Annotated in this window: 15 protein-coding genes; 8 read left to right on the top strand and 7 right to left on the bottom strand. The window is 53.2% G+C overall.

What is annotated here, in order from left to right; all coding sequences use genetic code 11:
- The first annotated feature begins 156 nt into the window (after positions 1 to 156).
- Together pyrF and yciH are read left to right on the top strand one after the other, a co-directional pair.
- Positions 157 to 900, top strand: coding sequence for an orotidine-5'-phosphate decarboxylase (pyrF, locus tag BUB06_RS03140; protein WP_039471707.1), 744 nt, complete (start codon positions 157 to 159; stop codon positions 898 to 900).
- Complete coding sequence (gene yciH, locus BUB06_RS03135; RefSeq protein WP_010306267.1) at positions 897 to 1232, top strand: stress response translation initiation inhibitor YciH; 336 nt, start codon at positions 897 to 899, stop codon at positions 1230 to 1232. The genes pyrF and yciH overlap by 4 nt, the downstream gene beginning before the upstream one ends.
- 51 nt (positions 1233 to 1283) lie before the next feature.
- Here yciH and osmB read toward each other — a convergent pair whose 3' ends face one another.
- Positions 1284 to 1499: an osmotically-inducible lipoprotein OsmB gene (gene osmB / locus BUB06_RS03130; RefSeq protein ID WP_010276685.1), complete on the bottom strand. Its 216-nt coding sequence runs from the start codon at positions 1497 to 1499 to the stop codon at positions 1284 to 1286.
- 333 nt (positions 1500 to 1832) lie between these two features.
- On the opposite strand from osmB, the gene araD reads away from it, so the two are divergent.
- On the top strand, positions 1833 to 2528 hold the full coding sequence (araD, locus tag BUB06_RS03125) for an L-ribulose-5-phosphate 4-epimerase (RefSeq protein WP_010306270.1): 696 nt from the start codon (positions 1833 to 1835) through the stop codon (positions 2526 to 2528).
- Between the two features lie 184 nt (positions 2529 to 2712).
- Here the strand turns inward: araD and BUB06_RS03120 are convergent, their stop codons facing one another.
- The 4 genes from BUB06_RS03120 to BUB06_RS03105 form a co-directional block, all read right to left on the bottom strand.
- Positions 2713 to 4776, bottom strand: coding sequence for a carbon starvation CstA family protein (locus BUB06_RS03120; protein ID WP_039471709.1), 2064 nt, complete (start codon positions 4774 to 4776; stop codon positions 2713 to 2715).
- 252 nt (positions 4777 to 5028) lie between these two features.
- Positions 5029 to 5946 carry an aldo/keto reductase gene (locus BUB06_RS03115; protein ID WP_039471711.1) on the bottom strand — a complete coding sequence of 306 codons (918 nt, stop codon included), beginning with the start codon at positions 5944 to 5946 and terminating at the stop codon, positions 5029 to 5031.
- A gap of 59 nt (positions 5947 to 6005) precedes the next feature.
- Positions 6006 to 7940, bottom strand: a complete 1935-nt coding sequence (locus tag BUB06_RS03110; RefSeq protein ID WP_039471713.1) for an exoribonuclease II — start codon at positions 7938 to 7940, stop codon at positions 6006 to 6008.
- Positions 7941 to 8346: 406 nt separating this feature from the next.
- A complete protein-coding gene (locus tag BUB06_RS03105) occupies positions 8347 to 10659 on the bottom strand; it encodes an FdhF/YdeP family oxidoreductase (protein WP_039471715.1) in 2313 nt (770 codons plus the stop codon).
- 307 nt (positions 10660 to 10966) lie between these two features.
- Here BUB06_RS03105 and BUB06_RS03100 point away from each other — a divergent pair, with 307 nt between their 5' ends.
- Positions 10967 to 11863 (top strand): LysR family transcriptional regulator, encoded by an 897-nt coding sequence (locus tag BUB06_RS03100; RefSeq protein WP_039471716.1) that lies wholly within the window; start codon positions 10967 to 10969, stop codon positions 11861 to 11863.
- A 203-nt stretch (positions 11864 to 12066) separates the two neighbouring features.
- Here BUB06_RS03100 and BUB06_RS03090 read toward each other — a convergent pair whose 3' ends face one another.
- Complete coding sequence (locus tag BUB06_RS03090) at positions 12067 to 13137, bottom strand: LacI family DNA-binding transcriptional regulator (protein WP_039471718.1); 1071 nt, start codon at positions 13135 to 13137, stop codon at positions 12067 to 12069.
- A gap of 320 nt (positions 13138 to 13457) precedes the next feature.
- On the opposite strand from BUB06_RS03090, the gene BUB06_RS03085 reads away from it, so the two are divergent.
- From BUB06_RS03085 to BUB06_RS03070, 4 genes are all read left to right on the top strand, one after another.
- Positions 13458 to 14768 carry an MFS transporter gene (locus BUB06_RS03085; protein WP_010309508.1) on the top strand — a complete coding sequence of 437 codons (1311 nt, stop codon included), beginning with the start codon at positions 13458 to 13460 and terminating at the stop codon, positions 14766 to 14768.
- A 34-nt stretch (positions 14769 to 14802) separates the two neighbouring features.
- Positions 14803 to 17169 (top strand): glycoside hydrolase family 31 protein, encoded by a 2367-nt coding sequence (locus tag BUB06_RS03080; protein WP_039471719.1) that lies wholly within the window; start codon positions 14803 to 14805, stop codon positions 17167 to 17169.
- 607 nt (positions 17170 to 17776) lie between these two features.
- The gene (locus tag BUB06_RS03075) at positions 17777 to 20653 is read left to right on the top strand and encodes a flavocytochrome c (protein WP_039471720.1); all 2877 of its coding nucleotides are present in this window, start codon (positions 17777 to 17779) and stop codon (positions 20651 to 20653) included.
- 115 nt (positions 20654 to 20768) lie between these two features.
- Positions 20769 to 21749, top strand: a complete 981-nt coding sequence (locus BUB06_RS03070; protein ID WP_039471721.1) for an FAD:protein FMN transferase — start codon at positions 20769 to 20771, stop codon at positions 21747 to 21749.
- Between the two features lie 169 nt (positions 21750 to 21918).
- Here the strand turns inward: BUB06_RS03070 and BUB06_RS03065 are convergent, their stop codons facing one another.
- On the bottom strand, positions 21919 to 22476 hold the full coding sequence (locus BUB06_RS03065) for an inclusion body family protein (protein WP_039471722.1): 558 nt from the start codon (positions 22474 to 22476) through the stop codon (positions 21919 to 21921).
- Positions 22477 to 22724: the final 248 nt, after the last annotated feature.

Raw genomic sequence — 22724 nt, 5'->3', positions numbered from 1 at the left:
TTTAACATATTTTAGTTACAACATACTAATAACTGTGCGTGATTTCCGTTTCAGCAGGCTTCTTTAACGGCATTGGTCTTCAGGCGGCTGGGATTTCAGGGGCGGGGCATGTAGAATGCGGCGGGAATTTTGGCTTCGCAAGAGACTGGGTGACGAATGAAAAACGAGAATCTACAGCAAAAGAATCAAACGGTATCATCCCCGATTGTGGTCGCGCTGGACTATGCCAATCAGCAGGCGGCGCTGTCGTTTGTTGACCGTATCGATCCGCAGGATTGCCGTTTGAAGGTAGGCAAAGAGATGTTTACCTTATTCGGCCCACAGTTCGTGCAGACGCTACAACAGCGCGGCTTTGATGTGTTTCTCGATCTGAAATTCCACGATATTCCGAACACCGTCGCTCACGCCGTTGCGGCTGCGGCCGATCTTGGCGTGTGGATGGTTAACGTCCACGCCAGCGGCGGTTCGCGCATGATGACCGCGGCGAAAGAAGCGCTGGTGCCGTTTGGTAAAGATGCGCCGCTGCTAATTGCCGTAACCGTGTTAACCAGCATGGACGAAGATGACCTGCGCGGGCTTGGCATTACGCTTAGCCCGGCGGAGCAGGCGGAAAAGCTGGCCGTGCTAACGCATAACAGCGGGCTGGATGGCGTGGTGTGTTCCGCGCATGAAGCGCAGCGGTTGAAGCAGGTATGCGGGCAGGCATTTAAGTTGGTCACGCCGGGAATTCGTCCCGCAGGCAGTGACGTTGGCGATCAACGCCGCATCATGACGCCGATTCAGGCACAGCAGGCGGGTGTGGATTACATGGTGATTGGGCGTCCGATCACCCAATCAGCAGACCCCGCACAGACACTGCGTGAGATTCGCGCGTCATTGTTAAACGGTGCGGCATTATGAACATGCGTCGTGACGAAAATAGCCAACTGGTTTACTCCACGGAAACCGGACGTATTAAGCCGGAAGAAGAACAAGTAGCTCGGCCAAAAGGCGACGGTATCGTGCGTATCCAGCGTCAGACCAGCGGGCGCAAAGGAAAAGGTGTCTGCCTGATTAGCGGCCTCGATCTTGACGATGCTGCGTTGGATAAGCTGGCGGCTGAGTTGAAGAAGAAATGCGGCTGCGGTGGTTCAGTGAAAGACGGCGTGATCGAAATCCAGGGAGATAAACGCGACTTGCTAAAACAGCTGCTGGAAGCGAAAGGAATGAAGGTTAAGCTGGCTGGCGGCTAAAGCATATAAAGCAGCAGGTTTACTCCCGTTAACCTGCTGCCCACAAATTCGTTATTTATCGACCTGACGACCAATCAGCCCGCCGATAGCCGCACCGCCCAGTGTTCCTAATGTTCCGCCATCCGTTAAGATAGCCCCACCTACTGCACCCGCACCGGCACCAATCGCGGTATTACGGTCACGTTTGGACATGTTTGAACAGCCTGCAAGCGTTACAGCAAGCGTAATTGCCAGAGCGGCTGTTGCAAAACGTTTGTTTAATTTCATCTTTTTCCCCTTTCTGCTCTTGGTCTCACGTTTCTTGTGAGGAAATATCGAACAACGTACTTTTTGCGGTATTAAATAAAGAAACCGAGCCTTTTACCGCTTGATGACAAGTATAATCATCGGGAAAAACGGCAACAGGTAAAAAATCTTAATTCCCCTGCGTTATGTTAACGATAGCAACAATTGATAAGTCTGGCTGTTTTTTAACCAAATCTGTGGGGTGTCTCTTTCTTTTTCCCATAGCAGAACACCGCTAGGTCTTTAGCGATTTAGCCCATAGCGACGAACTCGTCAGGCCGCGAGAATGGTGTTATCGCGCCGAGGGGGGCTGTTATGTTAGAAACGCTAAAAAAACAGGTGTTGGAAGCCAATCTGGCCTTGCCGCAGCACAATCTGGTGACGTTTACCTGGGGAAATGTCAGCGCGGTGGATCGACAGCGTGGCCTGATGGTGATCAAACCTTCCGGCGTAGAGTATTCTGCCATGACGCTGGAGGACATGGTTGTCGTTGAGCTGGAAAGTGGCAAGGTGGTGGAGGGGACGAAGAAACCGTCGTCAGATACCGATACCCACCGCGTGCTGTATCTGGAATTTGCCGATATCGGCGGTATTGTGCATACCCATTCCCGCCATGCCACGATCTGGGCGCAAGCCGGTAAAGATATCCCCGCTTGGGGAACAACGCATGCGGACTATTTTTATGGCCCGATTCCCTGCACACGTCTGATGACGGACGGGGAAATCAACGGTCGCTATGAGTGGGAAACGGGAAGGGTGATTGTCGAAACCTTCCGCCAGCGTAGCATTTCTCCGGTGGATGTTCCTGCCGTATTGGTTAACTCACATGGCCCCTTCGCCTGGGGGAAAGATGCAGACAACGCGGTGCACAACGCCGTTGTTCTGGAAGAGCTTGCCTACATGGGGATTTTTTCGCGCCAGTTAACGCCTCAACTGGGCGAGATGCAGCAAACGCTGTTGGATAAACACTACTTACGCAAGCACGGCAAGAACGCCTATTACGGGCAATAAACCGCAGCGATTCCTTCACGTTACCTTTAAGCCACGTAGCGCCGCAAATACGGCGCTATTGTTATTTGTGGGGCTTGATGACCTCTCTCCTGAACGGCACGAGTTCCGTGCTAAATCCGTAAGGGTAGCGGCCATAAAAAATCCCTCCGTGAGGGAGGGATTGAGTGATATACGCCGATGGCGTTTAAGGCTGAGCGCCGTCTCGTAAGACAATTGGGCTCTCTTTTGCCGTTGGGACATCGCTATTCATCGCACGACGAATGACGAAGAAGGCGGAAATCAGCATTGTCACCGCCACCAGCATGAAGAACCCGCACAGCGCGGCGTTAATCTGATTACTGAAGACGATGGTTTCCATGTCTTTAATCGATTTGGCCGGTGCGATCAGCGTGTTCTGCTCAATACCCGCCGCGAAGCGTTTCGCCTGAGCCAGAAAGCCGATGCTCGGTTTTTCATGGAAAATTTTCTGCCAACCCGCCGTCATCGACGTAATAAACAGCCAGACGGTAGGCACGATAGTCACCCACGCATAGCGCTGTTTCTTCATTTTAAACAACACCACGGTGCCGAGAATCAACGCCATCGAGGCCAGCATCTGGTTACCGATACCGAACAGCGGCCAGAGTGTATTGATGCCGCCCAGCGGATCGATCACGCCCTGATAGACGAAGAATCCCCAGCCAGAAACGGCAACGGTCGTACCAGCAAGATTCCCCAGCCAGGAATGGCTGTTCGCTAATCGCGGAATCGCAATACCGACCAGATCCTGCACCATGAAACGACAGGCGCGCGTTCCGGCGTCAACCGCGGTCAGAATGAACAGCGCTTCAAACAGAATCGCGAAGTGATACCAGAATGCCATCATCGCCCGGCTGTTAAAGATTTCCGTGATGATGTAGGCCATACCCACCGCGAAGGTCGGTGCACCACCGGCGCGGGAAAGAATAGAGGCTTCGCCAACATCATTGGCAATGGCACTCAATTCCTGCGGGGTAATCACAAATCCCCAGTTATTGATGGCTAACGAGGCGCTTTCAACCGTGGTGCCGATCAAGGCGGCGGGTGAGTTCATGGCGAAGTAGATACCCGGTTCGATAACCGAGGCACAAATCAGCGCCATAATCGCTACGAAGGATTCCATCAGCATGGCGCCATAGCCGATGAAGCGGATGTGGCTTTCACGTTCAACCAGTTTCGGCGTGGTGCCGCTGGAAACCAGTGCGTGGAAACCGGAAATTGCGCCGCAGGCGATGGTGATAAACAGGAAGGGGAACAGCGTACCGGAGAAGACGGGGCCGGTGCCGTCAATAAAACGAGAAACGGCAGGCATTTTCATTTCCGGCATCGCGAATACAATACCGAAGGCCAGCCCGACAATCACCCCGATTTTCAGGAATGTAGAGAGATAATCACGCGGTGCCAGCAGCAGCCAGACGGGCAGGACTGATGCCACGAAGCCGTAAATCACCAGTACCCAAGTGAGTGACGTCCCTTTCAGCGTGAAGAACGGCCCCCAGTAAGGGTGCACAGCGATGTTGCCGCCGTAGACAATCGCCAGCATCATCAGCACAAAACCGATGATGGAGACTTCAGCAATCTTGCCCGGACGTAAAAAGCGCATGTAAACGCCCATGAAGAGCGCGATAGGGATGGTGGCGGCAATCGTGAACAATCCCCACGGACTTTCTGCCAGCGCCTTAACGACGACCAGCGCCAACGCCGAGAGAATGATGATCATCACGCCCAGCGCACCGAGCATGGTGATAATACCCGCGAACGTGCCCAGCTCTTGTTTTGCCATCTCACCCAGAGAACGACCGTCCCGGCGGGTTGAGATAAACAGCACCAGAAAATCCTGCACGGCACCCGCCAGCATCACGCCGACCAGAATCCAGATCGTACCGGGTAGGAAGCCCATCTGTGCGGCGAGAATCGGCCCGACCAGCGGCCCGGCCCCGGCGATGGCGGCGAAGTGGTGGCCGAACAGTACCCATTTGTTGGTGGGAACGTAATCCAGACCGTCGTTATGACGCTCAGCCGGTGTCAGTCGGCGATCGTCGAGCTCAAACACTTTTTTGGCGATAAACAGGCTGTAAAACCGATAGGCGATGCTGTAACACGATACCGCAGCGATAACTAACCACACGGCATTGACGTGTTCACCGCGACTTAGCGCCAGCGTGGCGAACGAAAAGGCGCCCGCCAGGCCGACTAGCAGCCAGATCACAATGCTCTTTACGTTACTCATAACAACGGCTCCTTCGTTATTCAGAAAAGGTATAGCGCGGGTGTTAATGCAATTTAACAATAGTGGGTTTAATGGCGAAGAGAAGGGAATGGATGAGAAAATGTGAGCGAACGTGAATTTCTGTAAAGAAACTTAAAGGGTAAACAATGGCTAACGTAGTCGAGCAGTAAAATTAGCGTGAAAATATGACAGACTCTGCCGGGGGAAATTCAGAGGATGGCAGAGTCTGAGCGTTTAAGACAAAACGTTTACTTAAGGCAGAACGTTCCCAGCGGCGCGGTAAATTTCGTACCATTCTTCGCGGCTGAGTGACAGGGTAGACGCCGCCGCGATGTCGCGGATACGTTCCGGGCTCATGGTGCCGATAATCACCTGCATCGCAGCAGGGTGACGCAAGATCCACGCGGTGGCGATCGCGGTATTGGTGACGCGATGCTGCTCAGCGAGGCGATCAAGAGTGGCGTTCAGTTTGGGGAACTTCTCGTTATCGAGGAATACACCATCAAAAAAGCCGTACTGGAAGGGCGACCAGGCCTGAATCGTCATCGTATTCAGACGACTGTATTCCAGAACCGCGCCATCGTGATTCACCGATGCTGGATTCGTCATATTCACGTTAAATCCGGCATCAATCATGCCCGTGTGCATGATGCTGAACTGTAATTGGTTGGCGATAAGCGGCTGGCGTACGGATTTCTTTAGCAGCTCAATCTGCAACGGATTCTGATTACTGACGCCGAAATGGCGCACTTTCCCGCTGCTTTCCAGCTCATCAAAGGCGGCGGCGACTTCATCGGGTTCAAACAGCGTGTCCGGGCGGTGCAGCAGGAGCGTATCAAGATAGTCCGTTTTTAAACGCTGCAAGCTACCTTCGACGGACGCGATGATGTGCGCCTTCGAGAAGTCAAAAAAGCCCTGACGAATGCCACATTTGGATTGCAGAAAGATTGATTCCCGGCGGATGGCGGTCTTCTGTAAACCGGCGGCGAAAATCTCTTCCGACAAACCTGAGCCATAGATATCAGCGTGATCGAAGAAATCGATGCCTGCCTCGACGGAGGCATTGAGGATGTCGGCTGCTTCACTCGTGCTTTTCTTCGCCATTCGCATACAGCCCAACGCAATGTTGGAAGCCTGTATTGCGGATGTACCGATTGTCATTTTCTTCATCGGGAACACTCCTGTGATGAGGGTTGCACGTCCGCCGAGATGGCTCGGCGGCATGGCACTTAGGCGGCAGGTTTTGCCACGATGCTGCGGGTTTCCAGACGAACTTCAGCAATGACGACGTCCAGCGTATCCCCCTGACGATAAACCACGTCGCCTTTCACTGACAGGGTGCCCATTTCCTGACTGCACACCAGCTCATCGCGTACGGGGTGGATAAAGGAGGACGGGATAAATGCCATTGCGCCGTTATCCAGCAGGCGAACGCGCAGGCCACCGCGTGTGACGTCAATGATTTCCGCATTGAAGCGGCTATCCGTACCGGCTTTATCTTTAAGGTAGCGGGCGTACAGCCAGTCACCGACATCGCGCTCAGCCATACGATTAAGGCGGCGGCGTTCTGCCAACTGAACCGTGACGTCGTCCTGCGGTTTTTCCGCGGCCTGTCCGGTGATAACCGCTTTCAACAAACGGTGGTTCACCATATCGCCGTATTTACGGATCGGCGATGTCCAGGTGGCATAGGCTTCCAGCCCCAGACCGAAGTGCGGTCCCGGCGTGGTGCTCACTTCCGCGAAAGATTGGAAGCGGCGAATACGGCTGTCCAGGAACTGCGTCGGCTGGGCATCCAGCTCGCGGCGCAGCGTACAGAAGCCTTCCAGCGTCAACAGCACTTGCGCGTCAGCTTGAACACCGTGGGTGTCCAGCACAGCAACCGCCTGTTCAATCGAGGCAGGATCGAAGCCGTTATGCACGTTATAGATGCCGAAGCCCAGCTTATCGCGCAGCACAATGGCCGCACAGACGTTGGCGGCAATCATGGATTCTTCAACGATACGGTTGGCGATACGGCGATGTTCAACCACGATATCCAACACGTCGCCTTTTTCACCCAGCAGGAAGCGGTAATCCGGGCGATCTTTAAATACCAGCGCATGGGTGGTGCGCCAGTCGCTGCGTGCCAGACAGAGGCGGTGCAGCAAACGAATTTGTTCGGCAATCGCGTCGTTTTGCGGCTGCCATTCGCCTTGATTTTCGAGCCAGTCAGAGACGTTGTCATAGGCTAATTTGGCTTTGGACTCGATCCAGGCGGCAAAAAAGTGAATGTCGTCACCCAGCGCACCGTCGGCGGCAATCGTCACGCGGCAGGCGAGAACAGGGCGACGCTCGTCCGGGCGCAGGGAACAGATATCGTCCGACAGCGGGCGCGGCAGCATCGGGATATTGAAGCCGGGCAGATAGTTGGTGAAGGCGCGCTGGCGTGCAATGTTATCCAGCTCGCTACCCGCCGCGACATAGGCGGTCGGATCGGCAATGGCGATGGTTAATTGTAGTGAACCATCACCGTTGTCCTTCACGTACAGCGCATCGTCCATATCTTCAGTGCTGGCGCTGTCGATAGTGACAAAGCTCAGTGCGGTGAGATCTTCACGAACGAGTTCACCGTCATGGCGCTCAGTCGTCTCAACTTCTGGGGCTGAACGCTCCAGATTATGGCGTGACAATGTCACCCACCACGGCACCAGCGGGTCATCGCCCGTGGTGATGTACTGCGTCAGTTCAGCATGAAATCCACGATCGCCCTTCAACGGGTGACGGCGCATTTCGGCTACGGCCCAATCACCTTCCTGAAAATCGTGCGTGACATCGCGCGCGGCGCGGCAAGGGATGGCATCTTTCAGCAGCGGATGGTCAGGCGTGATGGATAAACGATCGTCTTTTTTATGGATGCGCCCAACAAATCGGGTAAGGAAGGGTTCGATCAGCGTTTCTGGCTCGACAATTTCCCGCTCTTTTTCCGTATGCAGGGTGGCGGTAATCCGGTCACCGTGCATCACTTTTTTCATGTGCGGAGGGGGAATGAAATAGCTTTTTTGTCCGTCAGCTTCAAGGAAGCCGAATCCTTTATCGGTACCTTTGACGACACCTTCAACACGCGGTGTCTGAGAGTGAAGTTGCTGTTTTAGCTGTGCAAGCAGCGGATTATCTTGAAACATAGCGTCCAGAAATACGGTTGTGAGTAGCTTAATTAGCAGTTCACAGTTTTACTCGAATCGGGTGCTTGCGGCAAGAATAATCGGGGGTGGCGTAGGCGCAGATCGGCAGCAGAAGCGCGGATAAATACGAGTAAAGTCAACGCTGATTCGAATGTATCCACCTGCCATGCACGCGATTGATCTCACGGCACGAGTTATGAAGCGGAATCTATTCCACTAGGCGTTATTGATGCAGCCAGTTTGGACACGGACAGCGCGGAAAAACCGGAGCGTACACGTAGTACGTGAGGATTATTCGCTACGCTCACCCTACGGGCCGCCCCAAGGGGCGTTCAAACGCAATAGCGTTTGTGTGAGCACTGCCCAGGTTCAAAATGGCAAATAAAATAGCCTAGTGGACAGATTCTTAGGCGATACGCAGCAGAGACTCCGCTTGCGTACTACGACGAACGCTAACCGGCACGGATTTAGAGGTTGGCGTGTGCGTTTCATCCCCAAAGCTGGACAGCGGCACCAGCGGGTTGGTTTCGGGATAATAGGCGGCCAGATTACCGCGCGGAATCGCGTAGCTCACTAGCTTGAAACCGTTGACGATGCGGGTAATGCCGTCGTTCCACAGCGTTTCGATATCGACCCTATCACCGTCTTCCAGCCCCAGCGCGCTGATATCATCCGGGTGCATGAATAGCACTTCCCTCTGCCCATACACGCCGCGATAGCGGTCATCCAGACCATAAATCGTGGTGTTGTACTGGTCGTGTGAACGCAGGGTTTGCAGGGTAAAAGGCACGTCGCTGCCTTGTAGCTGCGGAAACAGTGTGTCGGGCAGCGCGGCATGGCTGAATTGCGCTTTGCCGTTGGGTGTATTGAAGTGCAGTTCAGCGGCCGCGTTGCCGAGATAGAATCCGCCCGGCAGGTCGCAGTTGGCATTGAAATCCGTAAAGCCGGGAAGGGTGGCGGCAATATGGTCGCGGATGCGTGAGTAATCGTCCGCCAGCGCCAGCCAGTCGAGTTTTTCATGGCCGAGCACAGCATTGGCAATCCCCGCAACAATCGCCGTTTCTGAGCGCTGCAATGGCGAAAGCGGCTGCCCGACGCCCTGTGATGCATGCACCATGCTGAAGGAATCTTCGACGGTAATAAACTGCGCACCGCTGGCCTGCATATCGAGATCGGTACGGCCGAGTGTTGGCAGAATCAATGCATCGACCTTGCCGGTAATCAGATGGCTGCGGTTGAGCTTGGTACTGATGTGTACGGTCAGATCGCAGCGGCTGAGCGCTTCTTCAGTGCGGGCCGAATCGGGTGCAGCGGCGGCGAGGTTACCGCCCAGCGCGATCAGCACTTTTATCTCGTCGCGCAGCATCGCTTCCAGAGCTTCTACCGTGTTGTGGCCTGCGGTGTAAGGCGGCGTGAAGTCATAATGCGCTGCCAGACGATCGAGAAACGCGGCCGTCGGCTTCTCATCGATCCCCATGGTGCGATTGCCCTGCACATTACTATGACCGCGTACTGGACACAGCCCCGCACCCGGTTTTCCTAACTGCCCGAACAGCAGTTGCAGGTTCACAATTTCCCGTACGGTGGCGACAGAGTGTTTGTGCTGGGTAATCCCCATTGCCCAGGTGCAAATGACACGCGGCGACTGCTGATAAATTGCCGCGACATAGCGCAATTGTGCTTCGGTCAGGCCGGACTGCTGTTCAATTTTCTGCCAGCTTGTGGCATCAACCACAGTAAGATAGTCGTCCACCTGCTGGGTATGCGTGGACAGGAAAGCCTGATCGAATAAACCGGCTTCCCCGGCAGACAGGCGCTGGCGATGCGTTTCCAGCAGGGCTTTTACCATCCCGCGCACGGCAGCCATATCGCCACCCAGATTGGGTTGCAGATAGGTTTCGCTAATGGTGCCAGACAGCGGCGTGAGCAGCTCCAGCGGATTTTGCGGATTGGCAAAACGTTCCAGACCGCGCTCGCGTAGCGTATTAAACGAGACGACGTGCGAGCCGCGATCGGCGGCATGACGCAGGCTGTGCAGCATGCGTGGGTGATTGGTGCCAGGGTTCTGCCCGAAGACAAAAATCGCATCAGCGTGTTCGAAATCATCCAGCCGGATCGTGCCTTTACCCACGCCGATACTCTGTTTCAGACCGATTCCGCTGGCCTCATGACACATATTCGAGCAGTCAGGGAAATTGTTGGTGCCCAGCATGCGGCCAAAAAGCTGATACAGGTAAGACGCTTCATTGCTGGCACGCCCAGACGTATAAAACTCCGCTTGATTGGGGTGTGCCATGTTACCGATGTGGTGAGCGATCAGCGCAAACGCGGCGTCCCATTCGATAGGGACATAGCGATCGCTGGCGCGGTCGTAGCGCATCGGGTGGGTTAAGCGCCCCTGATACTCAAGGAAATAGTTACTTTGCTGACGTAGCGTCGTGACGCTGTGAGCGGCGAAAAAATCCAGATCGACCGCTTTGCGCGTTGCCTCCCAACTGACCGCTTTCGCGCCGTTTTCACAGAAACTGAACGTGCTGCTGTTGTCATCACCCCAGGCGCAGCCGGGGCAATCAAATCCTTTCGATTTATTGACCCGCAACAAGTTTCGGATATTTTTCAGCGCTTGCTTGCTGTCGAGAACAAAACGCGTGGTGGCTTCCAACGAGCCCCAGCCGCCAGCCGCATTGCGGTATGGCTTGATGGATGGTTTGAATTTCATATACGTTCCGCAGGTGAATAAACCCGTCATACTTCAAGTTGCAGGTGTGTTGGCAGCCTCGCTCACCCCAGTCACTTACTTGAGTAAGCTCCTGGGGACTCGCTGCGTTGCCGCCGGCCTGAAACTCGAATTATTTAGGGTTTTGTTTTTTTTATGTGAACAAAATTTTAAATATTTGCTCTTAAGGGAAGTTTAGGTGCCGCCAGCGATCGCGTCTAATCAAATGCGGCTATGGTGGGATAGAGGGTATTTATCGATGGTATACTCGGGGCTTACCCACTACTGTGTCTGACGATTGAGCCTGACGATGGATATTAAGCAACTGCAATACCTGTGCAATCTGGAGAAAGAGCGCCATTTTGGCCGGGCAGCGGAAGCCAGTTTTGTTAGTCAGCCCACGCTCTCCATGCGGTTGAAAAATCTGGAGAGAGAGCTGGATCTGGCGTTAATCAATCGGGGTAATAATTTTGAAGGCTTCACAGCGGAAGGGGAACGCGTGCTGGCCTGGGCGCGGGAAATCGTCTCGGTTTATCAGGGGTTAAAGCTGGAGGTTGCGTCGCTGAAACGTGGCGTGAGCGGCGTATTGCGCATCGGCGCGGTGCCGCAAAGCAGTATCGCGCTGTCGAGCATGCTGGCGGCGGTGAACAAGGTTTACCCGCAGCTGGATTTTCAGATCTCGCTGTTTAGTGCGGATCAGCTGCTGGAAGCGCTGAATGCGCATTCGGTGGATGTCGGTATCGGCTTTTTTGAATTTTCGACGCTACAGGAACTGCACTTTCAGGCGTCGCCGCTGAAGGAGCAGGGCGTTGATCTCTTGTTCCATCCGCACCATTTTCCACAACTGGTGGGAGAGACGCCGCTGCCTCTCGATGCGCTTTCTGAGACTCCGCTCTGTCTGGCGGAGGCCAGCCGCTATTTCCGTCGCTATCTGGATAGCCATTTCCGTGAAATGGGCGTCTCGCCGTGGGTCAAGGTGGAAAGCGCTTCTGTCCTGCAACTGATCCAAAGCGCCTATGTTGGGCTTGGGTGCAGCATAGTCCCTCACGGCAGCCTGATCCCCGAAATGACGCCCGCGTTAACGCTACGGCCGCTGCAATTCCCGCCGATGCGTCGTCGTGCGGCTGTTGTTGTCGCCCAGGCTGGCAGAGCAACGCCGCTGGCGCAGAACTTCTTTGATGCTGCGCAGGCGTGGTTGCAGGCTTAGAACCTATCCCATTAGGGCTATTTCATTTGCCATTTTGAACCTGGGCAGTGCTCACACAAACGCTATTGCGTTTGAACGCCCCTTGGGGCGGCCCGTAGGGTGAGCGTAGCGAATAATCCTCACGTACTACGTGTACGCTCCGGTTTCTGCGCGCTGTCCGCGTCCAAACTGACTGCACCAATAACGCCTACTGGGATAGGTTCTTAGTCGTAGAGGCTTTCATCCTGTATCGGCGCAACTGATTTACTGGCGCGTAGCCGCCTGACGGACTGACGAACCACCAGCGTACCGTTTAGTAGCAGGTTGCCCACGGGGGCTTCGGGGCGGATCAGGCGATATTGCAACAGCCTGACGGCCTCTTCGCCCAGCGCTTCACGCGGCACATGTACCGACGTGAGCGGCACGTCGTGAATAGCCGAGAGGTTGAACCCATCCATGCTCATCACCGAGACGTCCTGCGGTACGCGTAATCCCGCCTTATGCAGCGCATTCACCACCCCAACCGCAATGAAATCACCGCCTGCCAAAATCGCTGTAGGTCGCTTATCCTGCGGGCAGCGGGCTAAAAAGGCCGTCATCGTCTGTTCGGCATCCGTCGTGCTGAAATTATCTAATGCCAGCAAGTTGTCCTCGGGGGAAAACGGCAGATTATGGTGCTGATAGGCATCCCGAATCCCGTCCAGGCGCAGTTCCATCGTGTAGCGACGCAGGCACAGCAGCGTCAATACGTTATGGTGACCTTGCTCAAAGAGATAGTGGGCGGAGAACTCGCCAATCAGCCGGTGTGCGGGTGCCACACCCGGTAAGCGCATCTTGCGGTCGATGCAGTTAATCAATATGCAGGGCTTACCGCTGTCCGCCGCCAGCGCGTGAATATAGGGATCGTCGATGCCGATCAGCAGCGCCGCTTCCGTAGCCGGATCGCGCATTTTGTCTAAAAATAGCGCCGCATCGCTGTCATTTTCCTCCAGCCCGCAGTAGCGCACTCGCACATCGTGTGGCTTCAGGGCATCAATGATGCTCTGTACCACCTTGTGATAGAAGATGTCGGACCGAATATCAAACGCGCGCGGCGGGGCGAAAATAGTTAGCCCGTTCAAGAGCAGGCGGCCGTTCGCGAGATCGGCCAGTACGCCGCATTGGCGGGCGCAGTTGAGGATGTCCGCTTTTGCCTGCTCGCTGGTATTGGACTGACCAGACAACACGCGTGAGACCGTACTGATCGAGTAGCCCGTCCGCTGCGCAATTTCACGTATTTTCAGGTTTCCTTTCATTTTGTGATCTCGTTCACCTTCAAAAATGACAAAGTTTTCATTGTTATCTGTGACCTGTTTTCAGGCGCTATAGACAGGCTTTTGTCTGCATTTTGACCATAGCATGAAAATGTTTTCAAAAAAGTGAGTGTTTCACGATTTTCAATTGTTCTACTCTCGATTTGGTAAACCAATTTCAGTGATGAGATGTAGTGAAACAGGATTTAATTCAATAAATACAATGATATGAAAATGGTTTGATTGTTCGATAGGCTATAAATACAAAAACGCCGTCGAGATATCAGACCAATGTAACCCTACTTTCCTGTAAAGGAGTCACCATGAGTCTCGACATCAATTCGTCCTCCATCGCTACCAAAGGTAAACGGACATTCAGAAATCTGCGCTGGTGGGTGCTGAGCCTGTTCCTGCTCGGCGTTACCGTGAATTACATCACCCGTAATTCGCTGGGTATTCTGGCACCAGAACTGAAAACCAGCATGGGCATCACCACCGAGCAATATTCCTGGATCGTCGGTGCATTCCAGCTGGCGTATACCATTTTTCAGCCGATTTGCGGCTGGCTGATCGATGTTATCGGTCTGAAAATGGGCTTTATGATCTGCGCGGTGATCTGGGCGCTGATGTGCATCTTCCACGCGGGCGCGGGAAGCTGGCTGCACCTGGCGATTTTGCGCTTCTTTATGGGCGCGTCCGAAGCGGCAGCGACACCGGCGAATGCCAAAACGCTGGGCGAGTGGTTCCCTAAAAAGGAGCGACCGATTGCGGCAGGTTGGGCCGGTGTTGGCTTTTCCATCGGTGCGATGCTGGCACCGCCGATTATCGTTGTGGCGCACGCCTATCTGGGCTGGCAAGGCGCGTTTATGTTCACCGGTGGGTTGGCGCTGCTGTGGGTGGCGCTGTGGTGGCTGTTCTATCACAACCCCGAAGATCACCCGAATTTAAGCCGCGAGGAACTGGATTTTATCCGTCAGGACAACGAGGCGCCTCCGGTCAAACTGCCTTTCTTCACCGCGCTGAAAACCGTCTCAAAAAACAAACGCTTTTACGGTATCGCGATCCCAGCATTTATGGCGGAGCCCGCGTGGGCCGTGCTCAGTTTTTGGGTGCCGCTCTATCTGGCGAATGAACGCGGTATGGATCTGAAACAAATCGCGATGTTCGCGTGGCTACCGTTTCTTGCCGCCGATCTCGGCAGCATCGCCAGCGGCTACCTCACCCGGCTCTACGTTCGCTGGTTCGGCTGCTCTCGCGTCAACTCGATTGTGGCGAGTTCGGTCACGGGGGCGTTTCTGATGCTATCGCTGGCGCTGGTTGCCGTCAGTAAAGATCCGTGGGTGGCGATTCTGCTGATTTCCATCGGTGGATTTGGCCATCAGGTGATTTCCTGCATGTTGAGCGCACTGGTGGTGGAATCGTTTGATAAAGGCCAGATGGCAACCGTGAACGGGATGCGTGGTTCATTTGCCTGGATTGCCAGCTTCCTGTTCTCGCTGTTGATTGGCGTCACCGCCGACAAAATCGGGTTCAACCCGCTGTTTGTCGCGATGGGATTCTTCGATCTGATCGGTGCCATCTTCCTGATCGCATTTATTGCTGAACGTCGTGGGAAAACGCGGTCGCAGGCATAACGGCTCATTTATCTTTTCCTGAAAAGGACGCTGTATGAAAACGTTGAAAAATTGGGTGTTCCGTCATCAGAGCGCCGACCATGTTGAACTGTTGGTGGACGACAAACATGTGTTTCGCCTGTACGTGCTGGAACCGATGTTGGCCCGCGTGCTGGTTAAACAGAATGACGAGCTGAAGCTGAACCGCACCTGGAGCATCGCGCCGCAGCAGGATGTCCCCTGGCAGGGGCGCAGCCGCGAAAGTAGTGACGGTTTCAGCCTGCCGGGATTCTCACTGGAACAGTTGGACGATGCGCTGCGTATCAGCACCGCGCGGATGCGTATTACGATTCATCAACCGTTGTGGCTGGCGTGGGAATATTGCGATGAACAGGGCGAATGGCAGCCGTTTGCCGCCGATCGCCCCACCAGCGCCTATCTGCTCAACCCACACGGTGACGGTGTGGCGCACTATCAGCGCCGTTTCCCGACTGAGCGTTATTACGGGCTGGGCGAGAAAGCGGGCGACCTTGAACGCACCGGACGCCGGTTTGAGTTCCGCAATCTGGACGCGATGGGCTACAACGCGGCGAGCACCGATCCGCTGTATAAGCATGTTCCCTTTACCATTACCCGGCGCGACGATGTCAGTTTCGGCCTGTTTTACGATAACCTGAGCACGACCTGGCTCGATCTCGGCAATGAAATCGATAATTACCATCTGGCTTATCGGCGCTATCAGGCGGAGGCGGGCGATCTCGATTATTACCTGTTCATCGGGCCGCGGGTGTTGGATGTGACGAAAGCGTTCGTGCGCCTGACGGGGAAAACGCTCTTTGGGCCAAAATGGAGCCTGGGCTACAGCGGTTCCACCATGCATTACACCGATGCGCCCGATGCGCAGCAGCAGCTGATGAAATTTATCGCGCTGTGCCGAGAACATCATATCCCGTGTGATTCGTTCCAACTCTCGTCGGGTTACACGTCGATCAACAATAAGCGCTATGTGTTTAACTGGAATTACGACAAAGTCCCTCAGCCGGAGGTGATGTCGCAGGCTTTCCACGAGGCGGGCCTCAAACTGGCGGCCAATATCAAACCTTGTTTACTGCAAGATCACTCGAAATACGACGAGGTGTCGGCGCAGGGGCTATTTATCCGTGATTCTGAATCCGATGTACCAGAGCGTTCCAGCTTTTGGGACGATGAAGGTTCGCACCTTGATTTCACCAATCCGGCAACGGTGGCATGGTGGCAGGAGAACGTCACCCGGCAGTTGCTGGAGAAAGGGATTGATTCGACGTGGAATGACAATAACGAGTATGAAGTTTGGGATGGTGAAGCCCGCTGTCACGGATTCGGCGAAACGATGGCGATCAAACACATTCGCCCGCTGATGCCACTGTTGATGATGCGCGCCTCGCTGGAGGCGCAGCAGCGCTTTGCCCCGACGCTGCGGCCTTATCTGATCTCTCGTTCCGGCTGTGCGGGAATGCAGCGCTATGTGCAGACCTGGAGCGGCGATAACCGCACCAACTGGCAGACGCTACGCTACAACACTCGGATGGGAGTCGGGATGAGCCTGTCCGGCCTGTTTAATGTCGGGCACGACGTCGGCGGATTTTCGGGCGACAAACCGGATGCCGAACTTTTTGTGCGCTGGGTTCAGAACGGCGTGATGCACCCGCGTTTCACCATTCACTCCTGGAATGACGACCAGACGGTAAATGAACCGTGGATGTATCCTGCGGTAACGTCCGCGATACGCAGTGCTATTGCGCTGCGCTACCGTCTACTGCCGTATTTTTATACCTTGTTGTGGCAGGCCAGCGCGGACGATGAGCCGATGCTGCGCCCGATGTTCCTCGACCACGAACAGGACAGCGCGACGCTGGAAGAAACCGACGATTTCATGCTGGGGCGAGACATTCTGGTCGCCAGCGTGGTCGAGCAAGGGCAGCGTCAACGTACGGTGTACCTGCCAGCGAATACATCGGGCTGGTACGATTTTCATTCCGGCCAATGGTTCAGCGGTGGACAGACGATCGTGTTGGATGCGCCGTTGGAACGTCTCCCGCTGTTGGTCAGAGCGGGTGCGATGATTCCGCTGTCGGGACGAACGGCGCACGTCAGTCCGCATGAAGATGACCAGCGTGAATTCCTGCTTTTTCCGCCTGTCGCAGGCGGTACAGATCGCGGGCTGCTGTTTGAGGACGATGGTGAGACGTGGCAATGGCGTGAAGGACACGCGCTGTGGCTGCGCTGGGAAATCCGTGCGGATAACCAACGGATTGACGTGATGTTTACGTCAGAAGGGCGATATCAGCCCGCCTGGCAGCACGCGACGCTACGCCTGCCGGCGGGTGAGCAGCGCCAGCTGTACATTAACGGTGTCCGCACGGCGACCTATCAACACCAATAGTCATCCTATTTCTTCCTGTTGCGCCCCGGTTTTATTGTTTACTGGGGCGTGAGGTTGCTGACGAAGTCCGCAGGGCGGGGGTAACGGATAGATCGTAAAGACGCTGTAAATACATCCATGTACGCTCGGATTGCGCAGATATGAATCTCATCCCTGAGATTCACCCTTTCAGGGCCGTCGCTAGCGACGTTCAAAAGCGTTCCTGACGCTTTTGTCCATGGCGCAAACGCTTTACTCTTCTATTCCGTTACTCCCGTTCTCGTTCAGAAAATAGGTTTGTCAACGGTCTGATGCCCCGGTCTTATTTGTTTACCGGGGCGTTTTTTTTGTTATGCAGAATATAAATAATATCCGATTGGTTATTTTAAGGATAAGGAGATGTTAATGAAGTGAATGGAATATTAAATATAAAAAAGAGTTGTACCAATACCCCTAATAAAAGCGGATCTACAAAATAGTTTAAATAGTAAGAAAACATTTTATAACATTAAAAAAAATAGATACTTGGTAAGTAATAAGTTCGCAAATTATCAGCCAGAAGAATTAATGATTAAAAGAAAAACATGGCCTTTTCGAACAGGATTTTATTTTAAGTGGAGTATTCATTATGAAGAATAGTCACCATGATTTATTTGCTGCTTTTACTCTCCCCAACGGCGCGACGCTGAAAAACCGGGTATTGATGGCACCCATGACCACCTGTAGCGGTTTTTACGATGGGAGCGTGACCAAAGAGTTGGTGGAATATTATCAGGCCAGAGCTGGCAGCATCGGCACCGTGATTGTGGAATGCTGTTTTATTGATGACAAAGGGTTGGCTTTTCCCGGCGCGATAGGGATAGACAACGACGACAAAATTGCCGGATTGACCAAAATAGCGACGGCGATTAAAGAAAAAGGGTCGACGGCGATCCTGCAAATTTATCACGGCGGCCGTATGGTCGAACCCCGTTTTATCGGTGGTGCGACGCCGGTTGCCCCGAGCGCGATTGCCGCGCCGCGTGCGGGAGCCATCGTTCCTGTTGCCCTGTCGGGCGATGAGGTTGACGCCATGATCGGCAAGTTTGGCGATGCCGTCCATCGCGCCATTCAGGCGGGTTTCGATGGTGTGGAAATTCACGGTGCGAACACCTATCTGATTCAGCAATTCTATTCCCCCCACTCTAATCAGCGCTCAGATAAATGGGGTGGCAGCCGTGACAAACGTGCCGCCTTCCCGCTGGCGGTGTTGGATATCACCCACGAGGTCGCGGATAAATACGCCGATCCTTCGTTTATCATCGGCTATCGTTTCTCACCGGAAGAGATCGAAGAACCCGGCATTCATTTTGATGATTCGCTCTATCTGCTGGAAAAACTGGCGACGCGCGGGCTGGATTATGTCCACTTCTCTATGGGAAATATTCTGCGTTCATCGATTGTCGAAACAAACGATCCGACGCCGCTGATTAAAAAATATGTTGCCCGTCGTTCTGCGACATTAGCCGCGATTCCGGTAATTGGCGTAGGGGATATTGTCAACCAGGCAGATGCAGACGCGGCGTTAGAGAATGGCTATGACCTGATTGCTGTTGGCAGAGCCTGTATTGCTTATCCAGACTGGACGGATCGCATTGCCGAGCAGGAAAAACTTGAGCTTTATATTGCCAGCGATAAACGCGAAACATTAACGATTCCTGAACCGCTGTGGCGTTTTTCATTAGTTGAAGCCATGATTCGGGACGTGAATTTAACGGGCAAGAAATTTAAATCCGGGGTTTATCAGGAACGCGTTCAGGATGAAGGTGGCGAACTGCGAATTCATGTTCATTTTGAGCAGAATCGGGTCGCCGACATTGCGTTGGATAATAGCGATATTGATGATTCACTGAAAATCAGTTTTGAGATTATCCGCGAACGCATTCTGGATACCAATAGCCCACACGTCGATGCGGTAACGGGCGCAACGGCGCAGAGTGAGGCGATTAAAAAGGCCGTCACCAAGGCGATGGTGAAATCGAGCAAAGACGCTATTATCGCCGATGGCGGTAACCCGGATGCGCGCCGCGAGGCGGACGTGGTGGTGATTGGTAGCGGCGGCGCGGGGCTGGCGGCGGCGATTCAGGCGAGCGAAGAGGGTGCGCGCGTTATCGTCATTGAAAAGATGCCAGTCATTGGCGGCAACACCATCAAAGCCTCTGCCGGTATGAACGCGGCGGGAACCGTCTTCCAACAAAACAGGGGCATCGAAGATAGCCAGGCGCTGTTCTATAACGAAACCCTGAAAAGCGGAAAGCAGAAAAATAACCCAGCGCTGGTGCAATATTTTGTCGACCACGCGTCTGACGCGATTAACTGGCTGGCGCAGCACGATATTGAGCTGAGCGATATCACCACGACGGGCGGCATGAGCGTTGACAGAACACATCGCCCTGCCAATGGCGCAGCGGTGGGCGGCTATTTGGTCAGCGGGCTGATTAAGAACCTTAATAAATACAATATTGAGGTGCTGCTGGAAACGTCGGTGACCGAAATTGTGCAAGAGAAGGGTAAAGTGACCGCCGTCAGAGTCGTTAATGATGATCACGAAGAAAGCCTGATTGCGACAAAAGCGGTGATTGTCGCCACGGGCGGTTTTAGTGCCAATCAGGCGATGGTGGAGTCATACCGTCCAGACCTGAAAGGCTTCGTTACCACCAACCACAAAGGCGCGACGGGCGGCGGCATTCGCCTGCTGGAACAGATCGGCGCGGATACGGTGGACATGGGCGAAATTCAAACCCATCCAACGGTTGAGCAAACCACCTCTTATCTGATCTCCGAATCCATTCGCGGCGGCGGAGCCATTCTGGTATCGCAGCACGGGAAACGCTTCTTTAACGAAATGGAGACGCGGGATAACGTCTCGTCTGCCATCGTCAACCTGCCGGAAGAGTACGCGTACATCCTGTTCGATGAGCAGGTAAGAAATCGCAATCGGGCAGTTGAAGAGTATGTCGCACAAGGGTTGACCGTCAGCGCGCACAGTATCGCTGAACTGGCCGACACGCTCGACATACCACAGGCGGCGCTGCACGCCTCGCTCGAACGTTACAATGGCTTTATTGCCGACAAACATGATGAAGATTTTGGCCGAACCACGGGGATGCGCGATCCGTTGAATCAGGCACCTTACTACGCGATTAAGGTGGCACCGGGCGTGCATCATACGATGGGCGGGGTGACCATTAACGAAAAAGCGGAAGTGCTGAATCGCCATAAAGAGACGATCTCCGGGACTTATGCCGCAGGGGAAGTGGTCGGCGGTATTCACGGGGCGAACCGCATTGGTGGCAACGCTGTCGCGGATATTATTATCTTCGGTATTCAGGCGGGGATTCAGGCAGCGACCTATGCGCGAGCACCGCGTCATTCTAATGTTTTTCCAACGAAGGCGCGCAAGGCAAAGTTCGCGAAAGCCGTGGTGAAAACGGCTGAAAATCAACCCATGCTGGTAGAAGAGTAAGTGATAGAAGATAACGTGATAAAAGGGTAAGGCTGATGGCGGGCGTCTGAAAGGGCGCTCGCCATTGTCTGGCCGTTTCCTCTCTGTACCGCCATTCGATCATAGGAGTCACCGTATGCCTTCTGTCGATAACGCTTATGTCTATTCTGTTCATCTGATGGGCAGCCCCATCCTGCTCAAACTGTTTATCCATGATGAAACCGCCGTCAGGCAGGTTTTCCAACGCATCAAGCAGCTCGAAGACCTGCTGACCGTTAATCGGGCCCATTCAGAAGTCATGAGCATCAACCACGCGGCGGGTAACGATTATGTATCGGTCAGCCCGGTTGTCTTTGAACTGATTAAACGCGCCAAAGCGGTGAGCCTGATTGAAAACAGCGGCTTTAACGTGGCGATTGGTCCCGTCGTCAAGCTATGGAAAATCGGTTTTAGCGGCAGCACGGTGCCTGATCAGGCATCGATACAGCGGTCGCTGGCATTAACGCATCCCGAACGCATTATTCTCAGAGAGCAGGACTGCGCCGTGATGCTGGAAAGCGCGGGAATGGAGATCGATCTGGGGGCGATTGCGAAAGGGTATATTGCCGATATCGTCCGAGACGTCCTGCATCAACATGCAATTCAGGATGCGCTGATCAATCTGGGGGGTAACGTGCTGGCTATCGGCAGCGCGTTGACGGATGAGCAAGGGCTATGGAGCGTCGGGTTACAGAAGCCTTTCGCGGATCGTGATAGCCTGCTGGGCATCATTAAGGTGAAGAATAAATCCGTGGTGACATCCGGCGTCTATGAACGCTTTTTTACCGTGGATGACCAGATCTATCACCATATTCTCGATCCCCGGACGGGGTATCCGCTGGATAATGAATTGCACAGCGTGACGGTTATCTCGAATGACTCTCTCGATGGCGATATCTACACCACGCTGCTCTATGGCATGGGCGTGAACGCGGGTATTGAGTTTCTACAACATCAACCGGACATTGAAGCCATCTTTGTGACGAAAAACCGAGAGATTATTTTTTCTTCGCAGCGGCATTATAGGTTTGAATTGCTGGATGATAGCTATTTAGTTCACGTCGGAAGCATCATGTAAACGCGAATGATGACTAATGAAAATCAGTTTCCAGAGAGTGAAAACTGAGTGCAATAGATTAATGATGTGCGTGTTGGTGCTTTCGAATATAGTTAATCAATAAAGGTATTTAAAATACAATGGCTCAATGATGATATTGAGCCATTGTATTATCTAACTAATTATATAATTACTCTTTGACTGTAATTGTCGGATCCCACTGGAAGTAACCATAGAGTTCTTGATTTCCGCCGTGTGGTCTATGGTACAACGCGAACTGTACCTGATACTGCTCTGTTCCTAATTTAGTTATAGTTGCCTGAGTGTACCAATGTTTTTGTTCGGTGAACGTAACAGGGAACGGTGAGGTGTTATTCGTTGGTGCAGGTTCTGCTTCTAAACGGCCGCTATTAACGAATTCAACTTGGGTAAAAACGGTATCACCTGCATATCGAGGTAGCCCATAAATTAAAACGCTTGAGTCGGAGTTGGCAGATTCTGAAATACCTGTCCAGCGAATAACATCATCACGGTTTGCTCTAATATTGAGGTCGCCCGTTCCCTCTCCTGATATGGCTGATTGACTTGGTGCAACCATGTAAGAGTATTGGTGGCCAATCGGCGTCGGGTGGGCTTGATCTTTACTAACAGATTTGATTGAGGGGTCATTGATAATACGGTCTGTATCAATAATGACAATAACGTTAATGACGTTATTGCTCGAGTTGAGTTGATTGATGTTACTCATGAAATATCCTTATTTTTAATAATAAATGGAATATGTAAATAACTGCATAGCAGGTGATGGTTTTTTAGAGCAAGTCTTAACTTACTCAGCCATTGATAGTAATTATGTTGTTTTGTTTTTACAAGAATGAAATTAGAGTATCTTATGTGTTTATCTAATAAGAGAATTTCATTATTAACCGAGTTATTTTATTTTTTATTATTATTTTAACTGTAATGATTTTATATTTAATATAATTTTTTATTTTA

It is taken from the genome of Pectobacterium carotovorum (genome assembly GCF_900129615.1).
In the GTDB taxonomy this organism is placed as follows: domain Bacteria; phylum Pseudomonadota; class Gammaproteobacteria; order Enterobacterales; family Enterobacteriaceae; genus Pectobacterium; species Pectobacterium carotovorum.
Note: the sequence above shows the minus strand (reverse complement) of the source record. Positions and strands in the feature narration are given on the sequence as shown.